Genomic DNA, 12,277 nt, shown 5'->3' on the forward strand with positions numbered 1-12,277 from the left:
AGCCCACGCCGTTTGAGGTCATGCCACAAAAGAACGTTGCCCGGTTACGTGCAGTCGATTGGGATGCGACCCTACCAGCGGCCTACCCTCACAACCGGTGCGAGCCTTCTTCCACCACCTGCCGCAGGAACGGCACGGTAACGCGCCGCTGCGCAGCCAGCGACTCCCGGTCCAGCCAGTCCAGCAGGCTCACCAGGCTGCCCAGTTCCCGCCCGGTGCGGGTCAACAACCACTCAATAGCGGCCTCATCAATCGACAACCCCCGCCGCGCCGCGCGCTCACGCAGCACGGCCGCGCGGCCTTCATCATCCAACGGCTGCAGCACCACGCGCACGCACTGCTGCAGGCGCGAGCGCAGGTCGGGCAGCACCAGGCCCAGCTGGTCGGGCGCGTGCTGCGCGGTATACAGCAAAGTGACGCCAGCACTGCGCGCGCGGTTGTGGAAATCGAACAACGCCACCTCGTCGTCGCGGTTGCCGGCCACCGCATCCAGCCCATCCAGCGCCACGAGATCGCGGCCTTCCAGCGATTCCAGCGCAGCGCGGGTACGACCCGCCACCGCCTTCAGCGGCAGGTAGGTCGGCTGCCGCCCGGCCTGTTCGGCCAGCGAACACATCGCCAGAGCCTGGTGGGTCTTGCCGGTGCCCGTCGCGCCCTCGAGGTACACCCATTGCTGGTCTTCGCCCACGGCAATGGCGCGCAGCTGCGCCAGCGCACCATCCGGTGCACCGATGAAGGTCTCCAGCCGCTCGTCCTGCGGGTAACGCAGGGCAAGCGGCAGCTGCGGCACTACGCTCACTGCGGGTCCGGGCCCTTGGGCGCATCGACGATCAGGACCGGCTTCTCGATGTACGGATCAAGCACGATCGCGGTCTTTTCGCCGGCGTACAGTTCACTCTCCCGATAGCGCAGGTGCGCATAGCGCAGCAGCACATTGCTGACCGCCGCCACCGGCAACGCCAGCAGCATGCCCAGGAAACCGAACAGCTGGCCACCGGCCATCACCGCGAAGATCACCGCCACCGGGTGCAGGCCGATCTTGTCGCCGACAATGCGCGGGGTGAGCACGTAGCTTTCCAGCAGCTGGCCCACGGTGAACACGACGCCGACCAGGATCAGCAGCTTCAGGTCAAAGCCCTGTGCCTGCACCAGCGCGGCGAGCACCGCCATGACAATGCCGGTGGTGGCACCCAGGTACGGAATGAAGCTGATCAGGCCGGCGATCAGACCGATCAACAGGCCCAGTTTCAGGCCGACCAGCGACAGTCCGATGGCATAGATCAGGCCGAGCGCGACCATCACCAGGAACTGGCCACGGATGAACGCGCCGAGCACTTCATTGGATTCCCGCGCCAGCTTGGTGATGGTGCCCACGTGGTTGCGTGGAATGGTCGAAGCAACGCGCTCGACCAGCTTGTCCCAGTCGCGCAGGAAGTAGAAGGCCAGGATCGGCAGCAGCAGGATGTTGACCACCCAGGTCACCATCGCAAAGCCCGAGCGCGATACGTAACCGAAGAAGGTCTTGGCGAAGCCGCCGGCCTGTTCCCAGTGGCTGCGCACCCACTCGATCAGGCGGTCTGGTTCCAGCCAGGGCATGATTTCCATGCCGGTCTTCTGCTCGAACCACGGAATGCCCTTCTCCATCAGCCATTGCTGGGCCTGGGGAATGGCCGCGATCAGGGTGGAGATCTGACGTTCGATCATAGGCACCAGGATCAGCAGCGCGGCGGTGATGACCAGCACCATTGCCACGAACACCAGCACCACGCCGGTGTTGCGCGAGCGGCCGTTGGCTTCGATGCGGTCCACCAGCGGATCGCCCAGCCAGGCCAGCGCCAGCGCGAGCACGAACGGGGTCAGGATCGGGGCCAACAGCCACACCACCCAACCTACCGCCAGCGCGAACAGGATGTACTTGACGCGGCGCAGGAACTGCGCGATCTCGGCTTCCGGGGTGAGGGTCATCGCAGACGGTACTCGTTGCTGGCGGGCGGTGGCGGGGTGCCGGGAGCGGCGTCCTCGTCGATCGGTACCGGCAGCGGGGCCAGCGGCACGATCACCCCGTTCTCGCCCAGCATGCGGTTCAACCCGGCCAGGCCGGCGGTCATGTCCAGCGACAGCTCCAGACGGTTGCCCGAGGCGCGCAGCGGCGTGATGTTGCGCACCACCGGGTTCTCGCGCAGGCCGGCGGCCAGGCGCATGTAGTCCTCTGCGCTGTCGACGCCGATCACGGCGATGGTGTAGGTGCCGGCCGCTCCGGTAGCCGCACCGGCCTTGGCGTAGCGCTTGACCAGCGCGTCAGCCGCACCGTCGGCGCCGCTGGACATGGCGCGGCGGGCGTCGCTGTCCTTCACCGTCCACTTGTTCAGCTCCTTGCCGCCATCCACGAACACCCAGTCGGCCACCCAGCCGCCGGTGGTGTCGCGGTAGAGCTTGCCGACCAGCTGCATCGGCGGGGCGTAGCGCGAGGAGGCGCGGGCCACGGCGGCGGTGTCCTGGCGCCAGATCGAGCCGACCACGGCCTGCTCTGCGGCGCTGCCGGTGGGCAGGCCGAGCTTGTAGCCGCGTTCGATGGCGCGATTCAGCAACGGCCGTGCCGCATTGGCCTGCTGCACGGTCACCAGGCGGGGGCCGGACCCATCATCGATGGCCAGCCAGACCACCGGCTTGGGCCGCGGCTGCGGCCACACCGGCAGGCCCAGTGCGGAAATCAGTCCGTCCACGTCGTCCTGGCGGAACCGGGCCACCAGCATGGTGCGGTAGCTGGGGGCGCCGCTGGCCGAGGTGCTCTGGTCCTGGCGGTAGTCATAGCTGACCACGTAGTTCTTCGCATCGCGCAGGGCCTGCATCACGCCAGGGCGGGACAGCACGCTGCGGTCGCCCGACAGCTTGGTCAGCACGTTGCCCAGCGCGCGGGCCAGGGCGCCATTGCGATCGGACTCGCCCTGGCTGTTGACCGGCACTTCGGCCTCGTAGGCCCCGCTGGCCGTGGCCACGTCGCCTTCGGTACGCAGGCCGCTCTGGGCCATCGTGGCCACCGGCAGGCACAGCGCGAGGAACATCATTACAAAGAGGCTGCGGCGCATCAGGACTTCCATTGAGCGTATCCGGGGGGAATTGTTGCCCGAATAGGGCCTGCGCGCCAACGTGGCCTGTTAAAATCCCGCTTTCACCCCAGCGCAGCGCCGACGCCCGTGACCAATTCCCCGTCCAACCCCTCCCCCCTGACCTACCGCGACGCCGGCGTCGACATCGACGCGGGCAATGAACTGGTCGAGCGCATCAAACCGCTGGTGAAGCGCAGCTTCCGGCCCGAGGTGATGGGTGGCCTGGGTGGGTTCGGTGCCCTGTTCGACCTGTCCAGCAAGTACCGCGAGCCGGTGCTGGTCTCGGGTACGGACGGCGTGGGCACCAAGCTGAAGCTGGCACAACAGCTGGGCCGCCACGACACGATCGGCATCGACCTGGTCGCCATGTGCGTGAACGACGTGCTGGTGCAGGGCGCCGAGCCGTTGTTCTTCCTGGACTATTTCGCCACCGGCAAGCTGGACATCGACACTGCCGCGGCGGTCGTGGGCGGCATCGCCAACGGCTGCACCGAGGCGGGCTGCGCGCTGATCGGCGGCGAAACCGCTGAGATGCCCGACATGTACGCCCCGGGCGAATACGACCTGGCCGGCTTCACCGTGGCCGGTGTGGAAAAGAGCGAGCTGAAGGACGGCGCCAGCGTCGCCGAAGGCGACGTGCTGATCGGCATCGCCTCCTCCGGCCCGCATTCCAATGGCTACTCGCTGGTCCGCCGCATCTACGACCGCGCCGGCCGCCCCGCCGACCTGGAGCTGGAAGGTGGGGTCAAGCTGGTCGATGCGCTGATGGCGCCGACCCGCCTGTACGTGAAGCCGATCCTGGCCCTGCTCAAGAGCCACGGCGCAGCCATCCACGGCATGGCCCACATCACCGGTGGCGGCCTGACCGAAAACATCATCCGCGTGGTGCCCGAGGGCCTGGGCCTGGACATCGACGCGTCGTCCTGGACCCTGCCGCCGGTGTTCCAGTGGCTGCAGCGTGAAGGTGCAGTGGCCGACAGCGAAATGTGGCGCACCTTCAACTGCGGCATCGGCTTCGTGCTGATCGTCGCCGCGGACCAGGTGGCTGGCGTGACCGCCGCCGTCGAAGCCCAGGGCCTGGCGCAGTGGACCATCGGCAAGGTCACCCAGGCCAACGGCGCCGAACGCGTGCGGATCGGCTGACCGCTCAAGGAGACCTGCATGGACGCACCGCTCCCGCCCGCCCCCTCGCTGACCGTGGAAGACGCGTCGCATCTGCGGCTGTTGTCGATCTTCCACTATGTGGTGGCCGGGCTCACCGCGCTGTTCTCGCTGTTTCCGCTGATCCATGTAGGCATCGGCATCGCCGCGCTGAGCGGCGCGATGCCCATCGAGAGCAATGGCGGGACGGCGTCGCCTGATGAGACCCGGCTGTTCGGCTGGCTGTTCATCGGGATCGGCTCGATCCTTATCCTGTGCGGGCTGACCCTGGCCGCCTTCATGGCCTACGCCGGGCGCTGCCTGGCCCGCCAGCAGCGGCATACGCTGTGCCTGGTCGTGGCCGCGCTGTCCTGCGTATTGATGCCGCTCGGCACGGTGCTTGGCGTGTTCACCCTGATCGTACTGCTGCGGCCGGCGGTCAAGGTTGCCTTCGATTCTTCTCCCACTGCCCACGCCTGAGGCCTGCCGATGTCTTCCACGCCCCCGCCGCTGAACGTCCCGCGCGGCTGGACACCGCATCAGGTCGCCTCGCACCTGCATACGCTGAAGATCCTGTTCTACATCCTGGGCGCGCTGGAACTGCTGCTGGTGCCGATCCTGGTGCTGGGCGCCGCCGGCGGCTACATCAGCGAAAGCAACAGCGCCAACCCCAACGCCCAGCCGGCGCTGCTGGCGGCGATCATGGTCGGCGCCGGCGCGATCTTCGCCGGGCTGGGTACCTTGAACATCCTAGGCGCGCGGCGCATGGCCGAGCGCCGTTCGCACAAGCTGTGCAAAATTGCCGCCGGTGCGGCCTGCCTGGCCGGCGCGCTCGGCATCGCGCTGGGCGTGTACGCGTTGATCGTGCTGATGCGCCCGGAAGTAGTGGCCAGCTTCAGGGATTCCGACGGTACGGTTGCGGCATGAGCGACGGCAGTCTCCTGCCAGGGTCCAGCCTGCCCCGCGCGCGACGCATGACGCCGGCCAAGAAGGCGGCGTTCGTCGGCGTGCTCGCGCTGTTCGCGCTGACCTGGATCCAGCCGATGTGGCCGGTCGAACAAGGGCTGCACAGCAGCCTCACCGTGATCGGTCTGGTTGCGCTGTGGTGGGTGGACCGGCGCTGGACGCTGGGCAGCGGCGCGTTCGCGGCCGTCTGCGGCTTCATTGCGATCCACTGCATCGCCGCGCGCTGGCTGTATTCCAACGTGCCCTACGACGCATGGCTGCAGGCCGCGGTGCACTGGTCGCCGAACGCGGCCTTCGGCTGGGAACGCAACCACTTCGACCGCCTGATCCACCTGTTGTACGGCATCTGCTTCACCCCGGCACTGACCCAGCTGACGCGCCACGCCTGGCCCACACTGCGTATCGGACAGGCCTTCGCGCTGGCAGTGATGGCTGTGATGTGTTCGAGCCTGGTCTACGAATGGTTCGAATGGGGCATTGCCCTGATGTTGTCACCCGAAGCGGCCGAGTCGTACAACGGCCAGCAGGGCGACCTGTGGGACGCGCATGCGGACATGCTGCTCGCCACGGTGGGCGCGCTGCTCACCTGGCCGCTGCTGAAGCGGAACGTACTGAAATGAGTTCACCCAGCCGCATCGCGGTGCTGGCCTCCGGCCGTGGCAGCAACCTGCAGGCGATCCTCGATGCGATCGCCGCCGGTACGCTCGACGCCGAGGTGGTGGCGGTGCTGTCGGACAAGCCCGACGCCTCGGCCCTGCATAAGGTCGCGCCCGGGCAGCGCTGGGCGCGTTCGCCCAAGGAGTTCGCCGACCGCGCCGCGTTCGATGCCGCGCTTGGCGATGCGCTGGCCGCCTTTGCCCCGGACTGGGTGGTCTGCGCCGGTTACATGCGCATCCTCGGCGAAGCCTTCGTGCAGCGTTTTGCCGGCCGGCTGGTCAATATCCATCCGTCGCTGCTCCCGCTATACAAAGGCCTGCACACCCACGCCCGCGCGCTGGAGGCCGGCGATGCCGAAGCCGGGGCCAGCGTGCACTTCGTGGTGCCCGAACTGGATGCGGGCACGGTGCTGGCCCAGGCGCGGGTGCCGGTCCTGCCCGGCGACAGCGTCGAACAGCTCGCCCAGCGCGTGCTGGCGGTGGAGCATCCGCTGCTGATCGCCAGCCTGCAGTGGCTGGTGGCCGGCCGGGTAGCTGAACGCGACGGTCAGCTGGTCGTTGACGGCCACCCCCTGTTCAGTCCCATGCGCCTAGATTGCGCCGGACAGCTGACCCCCTGACGGCGGCGCACACGCGCCGCTGACCCGGCCGCTGGCATCCTCCTCCTTCCCCCGCTTCCGCGCGCGCATGAAAACCATTCTGTCCAAACCGCTGGTGCTGCTTGCCTCCCTGCTGTGCACGGTGGCGATCGCGCAGGCGCAGGAACCCACCCCGCCGGACCTGCCGGTGCTGCCACCGCCCAGTGCCTGGGAGGCGCCGCCGCTGGAGCCGTTCACGGCCACCTACCAGGCCCTGTACAAGGGCAAGGAAGCGGGCGATGCGACCATGCGCGTCACCCATACCGGTGGCGACCAGTGGCGCGTGGACATGCAGGTGGTGGGCCGGCGCGGCTTTGCCAGCGTGCTGGGCCTGAACCTGGAACAGAGCACCGTGTTCGAGAAGCACGGCACCACCTATGTGCCGCTGAGCCAGGCGACGGTGCGCAAGGGCCTGTTCCTCGGCAAGAAGGTCACCGGCACCTATGACTGGAAGGCCGGTACCGCACAGTGGGTGGGCGACCTGAAGAAGGAACGCACCCAGCCGGTTCCGCTGCAGCCCGGCGACCAGAGCGCATTGCTGCTGAATCTTGCGATCATGCGCGATGCGCGCCCGGGCGGGCAGATGCATTACCGTTATGCGGATATGGGCAGGGTGCGCCAGCATGACTACCAGGCCGCATCCGCCACCGAGAACGTCGAGGTCGGCGAGCTGTCCTACAACGCGCTGCGGGTGTACCGCACCAACGGCGGCAACGATGAAACCATCCTCTGGATCGCCAATGGGGTTCCCACCCCGGTGCGCATCCTGCAACGCGAAGACGGTCAGGATCGGATCGATCTGCGCCTGATCGAATACCAAGGAGTTTGAGCATGAGCATTCCGACCCGCCCGCTGACCTGGCTCGCCGCCGGCGCCCTGGCCGTCATCAGCCTGCCGGCCACGGCGATGGAGCCGTTCACCGCGCAGTACCAGGCCAACTACATGGGCGTGCAGGCCCCGGGCACGATGACCCTGGCCAAGGCCGACGGCAACACATGGACGTACAGCCTGGACGTGCGCAGCCCGATGGCCACGCTCAGCCAGAACACCGTGTTTGAAGAGGCCAATGGCCGCCTGCGCCCGCTCAGCAGCAAGGACAGCTCGGTGCTGCTGGTGAAGAAGCGCAACGTGCAGGCCAACTACGACTGGACGAAGAACCAGGCGACCTGGACCGGCGACATCAAGCCCGACCGTGCCGGACCGGTAACCCTGAAAACGGGCGACATGGACGCGCTGCTGATCAATCTGGCCATCGCCCGCGACCTGGCCGCCGGCAAGCCGCTGACCTACCGCATGGTCGACGAAGGCCGGGTCAAGCCGATGACCTACAAGGTGATCGGCAAGGAGCAGGTCAATGTAGGCGGCAAGGCCTACGACGCCACCAAGGTGTCACGAGTGGACGGCAACAAGGAACTGATCGCCTGGGTGGTCAAGGACTTCCCGGTACCGGCGCGGCTGCTGCAGCGCGAGGGCGGCAGGGACGCGCTGGACCTGACCATCAAGTCATTCAAATGATGCACCCGGTACCGACCAACGGTCGGTACCTACCGCCGGCATTGATACAGGCCGGTGGTATCGGCGGTAGGTATCGACCGTTGGTCGATACACAAAAAAACGCCCGCGATGCGGGCGTTTTTTTTTATTTTGCCGGCGTTTCGGCCTGGAACACCGTCTTGCAGTCCACGCGGATCTGCTCACCGGTCTTGCGCCAGTAGAACGAACGGCAATGGCGGTTGCCTTCCACACGGGTGGTCACCCCGACCGCGTAGAACGCCTGCAGCACCTCGGTGCGGCTGACCGCGCCATCGCCGTCCCAGTCCATGTCCTGCTGTTCCAGGCCCTGGGTGATGGCGATGTCGGCATACCAGGCGTAGCCCAGCCAGCCCAGCACCACCAGCACCAGGATCAGCAGCGCCTTGCGGCGACGGGTGAACTGGCCGCGCAGGATCATGCGATGCGCCGGATGGTGGCGCCCAGCGACGACAGCTTCTCTTCGATGTTCTCGTAGCCGCGGTCCAGGTGGTAGATGCGGTCGATGGTGGTATCACCGTCGGCCATCAGCCCGGCCAGGATCAGCGAGGCCGACGCGCGCAGGTCGGTGGCCATCACCGGCGCGCCGCTGAGCTGTTCCGCGCCGCGCACAATTGCGGTGTGGCCTTCGACCTGGATGTCCGCGCCCAGGCGCAGCAGTTCGTTGACGTGCATGAAACGGTTTTCGAAGATCGTTTCATTGATCACGCCCACGCCATCGGCCACGCAGTTGAGCGCCATGAACTGCGCCTGCATGTCGGTGGGGAACGCCGGGTACGGCGCGGTGGTCAGGTTGACCGCGCGCGGGCGCTTGCCCTGCATGTCCAGGGTGATGCTGTCGTCGGTGGTGTCGATCTTCGCACCGGCTTCGACCAGCTTGGCCAGCACCGCATCCATCGTGTTCGGGCGGGCGCGGTTGACCGTGACCTTGCCGCCGGTCATCGCCGCGGCCACCAGGAAGGTACCGGTTTCGATGCGGTCGGGCAGCACTTCATGGCGGCCGCCGGACAGGCGCTCGACGCCTTCGATCACCAGGCGGGCGGTGCCCAGGCCTTCGATCTTCGCGCCCAGCGCGATCAGGCAGTGCGCCAGGTCGGTGACTTCCGGTTCCATCGCCGCGTTGTCCAGCACCGTGGTGCCTTCGGCCAGCACGGCGGCCATCAGCACGTTCTCGGTGCCGGTCACGCTGACCATGTCGAAGGTGAAGTGCGCGCCCTTCAGGCGCTTGGCGTGGGCCTTGATGAAGCCGTTCTCGACCACGATCTCCGCACCCAGCGCCTGCAGCCCCTTGATGTGCTGGTCGACCGGGCGCGACCCGATCGCGCAGCCGCCGGGCAGCGACACTTCGGCCGCACCGAAGCGGGCCAGCAGCGGGCCCAGCACCAGGATCGAAGCGCGCATGGTGCGCACCAGCTCATACGGCGCCACATGCTGGTTGACCGGGCGCGGGTCGACCACGATCGCGCTGCCGCGCGACAGCGTGCCCTGGTCGATGGTGACCTTGGCACCCAGCTCGCTGAGCAGCTTCACCGTGGTCACCACGTCGTGCAGGTGCGGCACGTTGGTGATTTCCACCGGCGCGTCGGCGAGCAGGGTCGCGCACAGGATGGGGAGGACGGCGTTCTTGGCGCCGGAAATGTTCACTTCACCGTGCAGCGGCTTGCCGCCGGTCACTACGATCTTGGCCATGGAATCCGGGAAATAAGGAGAAAAAAGGTGTCCGGTAGAAGCCGACCGTTGGTCGGCTTACCGATTGGCTTCAGCCTGGGTAACGGTCTTCAGCGCCAGCGCGTGGATCGCCCCGCCCATCCGATCGCCCAGGGTGGCATAGACCATCCGATGGCGCGCCAGCGGCATTTTGCCGGCAAAGGCGTCACAGACCACGGTGGCCTCGAAATGCACGCCGTCATCACCCTGCACGTCCGCGCGGGCGCCCGGCAGGCCGTCTTCGATCAATTTGCGGATGGTCTCGGCGTCCAACGGGCTTTCCTAATAAAATGAGCGCTCATTCTACTCTTCCGCGTGGCGCCCGCATGGCTGTATCGCCCCTGCCCCCCTCATCGGCCGACCCGGCCGCGCTGGTTGCCAGCGGCCGCCGCGTGTTCGAGATCGAGCGCGATGCCCTTGCGGCAGTAGCCGAACGCCTGGGCGACGGGTTCAGCCAGGCCTGCCAGCTGGTGCTGGAAAGCCGCGGCAGGGTGGTAGCCACCGGCATGGGCAAATCCGGGCATGTGGCCCGCAAGATCGCCGCCACGCTGGCCTCCACCGGCACCCCGGCGTTCTATGTGCACCCCGGTGAGGCCGGCCACGGCGACCTGGGCATGATCACCGAGGCCGACGTGGTGCTGGCCCTGTCCTATTCGGGCGAATCGGACGAAGTGCTGATGCTGCTGCCGGTGCTCAAGCGCCAGGGCAACCGGCTGATCGCCATGACCGGCCGCCCCGGTTCCTCGCTGGCGCAGGCCGCCGACGTCCACCTGGACGTGAGCGTGCCGGCCGAAGCCTGCCCGCTTGCGCTGGCCCCGACCTCCAGCACCACCGCCTCGCTGGCGATGGGCGATGCCTTGGCCGTGGCTCTGCTGGACGCGCGCGGCTTCACCGCCGATGACTTCGCCCGCTCGCACCCGGCCGGCAGCCTGGGCCGGCGCCTGCTGCTGCACATCACCGATGTGATGCACAGCGGCGATGAGCTGCCCCAGGTGGGCGAGAACGCCAGCCTGAGCGAGGCGCTGGTGGAAATGAGCCGCAAGCGGCTGGGCATGACCGCCGTGGTCGATGCCGGCCAGCGCCTGGTGGGCCTGTTCACCGACGGCGACCTGCGCCGCGCCCTGGACAGCGACCTGGACGTGCGCAGCGCGCGCATTGTCGATGTGATGACCCGCACCCCGCGCACCATCGGCGCCGACCAGCTGGCCGTCGAAGCCGCACGGGTCATGGAAACCCAGCAGATCAACGGCCTGATCGTGGTCGATGGCGAGGGCCGCGCGGTGGGCGCGCTCAACATTCATGACCTGTTGCGGGCCCGGGTGGTTTAAACCACAGTGACACTCCTCCATTCAGCTGACCCGCACTCCTGATGCCCTACTCCCCGTTGCCCGGTTTCCCGTCCCACCTGCATGCCGTTGCCGGTCGTATCCGGCTGGCCTGTTTCGACGTGGACGGCACACTCACCGACGGTCGGCTCTACTACGACCGGGACGGCAACGAGAGCAAGGCGTATTACGTGCAGGACGGACTTGGCCTGAAACTGCTGCAGCGGCACGGCATCCACCCCGTGCTGATCACCGCGCGCAACAGCCTGTCGGCGCAGAAGCGCGGCGCGGACCTGGGGATCGACACCCAGATCGCGGTCGGTGACAAGCTCGCCAGCGTGCGCGCCCTGTGCGACCAGCACGGCATCGGCCTGGACCAGGTCGCCTTCATGGGCGACGACCTGCCCGACCTGGCCCCGCTGTGCGCGGTCGGGCTGGCGGTGGCGCCGGCCAATGCCCACCCCTGGATTGCCGAGCGCGTGCACTGGCAGACGCGTGCCGATGGTGGCCGGGGTGCGGCGCGTGAGCTGTGCGACGTGCTGCTGGCCGCCCAAGGCCACGTGGATGCGGTCCTGGCGGGGTTCGGGGCATGAACTGGCGAACCGCACTGGGTGGCCTGCTGCTGGTCGCCGCACTGCTGAGCGGCTGGTCGCTGCTGCGCAATCGCGACAAGGCCGAGATCGTCGCTGGCGACGATGCCAGCAAGGATTACGTGCTGCACGATTTCCAGATCATCGCGCTGGACGAACAGGGCCGCGAATCGACGACCCTGCGCGCGCCGCTGCTGGAACGCACCCGCAGCGACGAGACCATGACCATCCAGACCCCGCTGTTCCTGCTGCCCGACCGCGACGGCAACCACTGGGAACTTCGCAGCGACACCGGCTGGGTCAGCGCCACCGGCGACAAGCTGCGGCTGACCGGCAACGTCAGCGGCGACAGCCCGCGCGTGCCCAGCATTCCACCGACCACGTTCCGCACCGAGCAGCTGGACGTGTTCCCGAAGGAAAACCGCGCCACCTCCGACGGTCTGGTGACCCTGACCCGACCGGGCATGGTCCAGTCCGGCGTCGGCTTCGCGCTGAACTCCAGCGACAAGACCTACCAGTTCCTGAGCCAGGTCAAGAGCCGTTACACGCCCCGTCAGTGATGCGCCACCACACTTCAACAACGGCCCTGGCCGTCTCCCCGAATCTGGCAGGAAAGCC

16 protein-coding genes are annotated in these 12,277 nt (G+C 67.6%); 10 read left to right on the forward strand and 6 right to left on the reverse strand.

Annotation, left to right across the window (positions count from 1 at the left end):
* Positions 1 to 88: 88 nt before the first annotated feature.
* The 3 genes from hda to ACTJI4_RS12365 are packed head-to-tail and all read right to left on the reverse strand — an operon-like array spanning position 89 to position 3,086.
* Positions 89 to 799 carry a DnaA regulatory inactivator Hda gene (gene hda, locus ACTJI4_RS12355; protein ID WP_392915408.1) on the reverse strand — a complete coding sequence of 237 codons (711 nt, stop codon included), beginning with the start codon at positions 797 to 799 and terminating at the stop codon, positions 89 to 91.
* The gene (locus ACTJI4_RS12360) at positions 796 to 1,965 is read right to left on the reverse strand and encodes an AI-2E family transporter (RefSeq protein ID WP_440869511.1); all 1,170 of its coding nucleotides are present in this window, start codon (positions 1,963 to 1,965) and stop codon (positions 796 to 798) included. The genes hda and ACTJI4_RS12360 overlap by 4 nt, the downstream gene beginning before the upstream one ends.
* Positions 1,962 to 3,086 (reverse strand): DUF2066 domain-containing protein, encoded by a 1,125-nt coding sequence (locus ACTJI4_RS12365; protein WP_392915403.1) that lies wholly within the window; start codon positions 3,084 to 3,086, stop codon positions 1,962 to 1,964. Before ACTJI4_RS12365 ends, ACTJI4_RS12360 begins: the two co-directional genes overlap by 4 nt.
* 138 nt (positions 3,087 to 3,224) lie before the next feature.
* Here ACTJI4_RS12365 and purM point away from each other — a divergent pair, with 138 nt between their 5' ends.
* From purM to ACTJI4_RS12400, 7 genes are all read left to right on the forward strand, one after another.
* Positions 3,225 to 4,250: a phosphoribosylformylglycinamidine cyclo-ligase gene (purM, locus tag ACTJI4_RS12370; RefSeq protein WP_392917521.1), complete on the forward strand. Its 1,026-nt coding sequence runs from the start codon at positions 3,225 to 3,227 to the stop codon at positions 4,248 to 4,250.
* An 18-nt stretch (positions 4,251 to 4,268) separates the two neighbouring features.
* Positions 4,269 to 4,727 carry a hypothetical protein gene (locus ACTJI4_RS12375; RefSeq protein ID WP_392915400.1) on the forward strand — a complete coding sequence of 153 codons (459 nt, stop codon included), beginning with the start codon at positions 4,269 to 4,271 and terminating at the stop codon, positions 4,725 to 4,727.
* Positions 4,728 to 4,736: 9 nt separating this feature from the next.
* Positions 4,737 to 5,174 (forward strand): hypothetical protein, encoded by a 438-nt coding sequence (locus tag ACTJI4_RS12380; protein WP_392915397.1) that lies wholly within the window; start codon positions 4,737 to 4,739, stop codon positions 5,172 to 5,174.
* A 47-nt stretch (positions 5,175 to 5,221) separates the two neighbouring features.
* Complete coding sequence (locus tag ACTJI4_RS12385) at positions 5,222 to 5,833, forward strand: DUF2238 domain-containing protein (RefSeq protein ID WP_392917519.1); 612 nt, start codon at positions 5,222 to 5,224, stop codon at positions 5,831 to 5,833.
* The gene (gene purN / locus ACTJI4_RS12390) at positions 5,830 to 6,489 is read left to right on the forward strand and encodes a phosphoribosylglycinamide formyltransferase (protein ID WP_392915394.1); all 660 of its coding nucleotides are present in this window, start codon (positions 5,830 to 5,832) and stop codon (positions 6,487 to 6,489) included. Before ACTJI4_RS12385 ends, purN begins: the two co-directional genes overlap by 4 nt.
* A 67-nt stretch (positions 6,490 to 6,556) precedes the next feature.
* Complete coding sequence (locus tag ACTJI4_RS12395; protein WP_392915391.1) at positions 6,557 to 7,336, forward strand: DUF3108 domain-containing protein; 780 nt, start codon at positions 6,557 to 6,559, stop codon at positions 7,334 to 7,336.
* A 2-nt stretch (positions 7,337 to 7,338) separates the two neighbouring features.
* Positions 7,339 to 8,022, forward strand: a complete 684-nt coding sequence (locus tag ACTJI4_RS12400; protein WP_392915388.1) for a DUF3108 domain-containing protein — start codon at positions 7,339 to 7,341, stop codon at positions 8,020 to 8,022.
* A 124-nt stretch (positions 8,023 to 8,146) separates the two neighbouring features.
* Here ACTJI4_RS12400 and ACTJI4_RS12405 read toward each other — a convergent pair whose 3' ends face one another.
* The 3 genes from ACTJI4_RS12405 to ACTJI4_RS12415 are packed head-to-tail and all read right to left on the reverse strand — an operon-like array spanning position 8,147 to position 10,017.
* Positions 8,147 to 8,458 carry an EF-hand domain-containing protein gene (locus ACTJI4_RS12405; protein WP_440869512.1) on the reverse strand — a complete coding sequence of 104 codons (312 nt, stop codon included), beginning with the start codon at positions 8,456 to 8,458 and terminating at the stop codon, positions 8,147 to 8,149.
* Complete coding sequence (gene murA / locus ACTJI4_RS12410) at positions 8,455 to 9,726, reverse strand: UDP-N-acetylglucosamine 1-carboxyvinyltransferase (protein WP_095363733.1); 1,272 nt, start codon at positions 9,724 to 9,726, stop codon at positions 8,455 to 8,457. The genes ACTJI4_RS12405 and murA overlap by 4 nt, the downstream gene beginning before the upstream one ends.
* A gap of 57 nt (positions 9,727 to 9,783) precedes the next feature.
* Positions 9,784 to 10,017 carry a BolA family protein gene (locus tag ACTJI4_RS12415; RefSeq protein ID WP_392915382.1) on the reverse strand — a complete coding sequence of 78 codons (234 nt, stop codon included), beginning with the start codon at positions 10,015 to 10,017 and terminating at the stop codon, positions 9,784 to 9,786.
* Between the two features lie 53 nt (positions 10,018 to 10,070).
* Between ACTJI4_RS12415 and ACTJI4_RS12420 the strand changes: the two genes are divergently transcribed.
* From ACTJI4_RS12420 to lptC, 3 genes are read left to right on the forward strand one after another with little or no spacing between them, the layout of a single operon-like run.
* Complete coding sequence (locus ACTJI4_RS12420) at positions 10,071 to 11,072, forward strand: KpsF/GutQ family sugar-phosphate isomerase (protein ID WP_392915380.1); 1,002 nt, start codon at positions 10,071 to 10,073, stop codon at positions 11,070 to 11,072.
* Between the two features lie 41 nt (positions 11,073 to 11,113).
* A complete protein-coding gene (locus ACTJI4_RS12425) occupies positions 11,114 to 11,662 on the forward strand; it encodes a KdsC family phosphatase (RefSeq protein WP_392915377.1) in 549 nt (182 codons plus the stop codon).
* A complete protein-coding gene (gene lptC / locus ACTJI4_RS12430) occupies positions 11,659 to 12,219 on the forward strand; it encodes an LPS export ABC transporter periplasmic protein LptC (RefSeq protein ID WP_392915374.1) in 561 nt (186 codons plus the stop codon). Before ACTJI4_RS12425 ends, lptC begins: the two co-directional genes overlap by 4 nt.
* Positions 12,220 to 12,277 lie beyond the last annotated feature (58 nt).

Source organism: Stenotrophomonas sp. 22385 (genome assembly GCF_052045085.1).
Lineage (GTDB): Bacteria > Pseudomonadota > Gammaproteobacteria > Xanthomonadales > Xanthomonadaceae > Stenotrophomonas.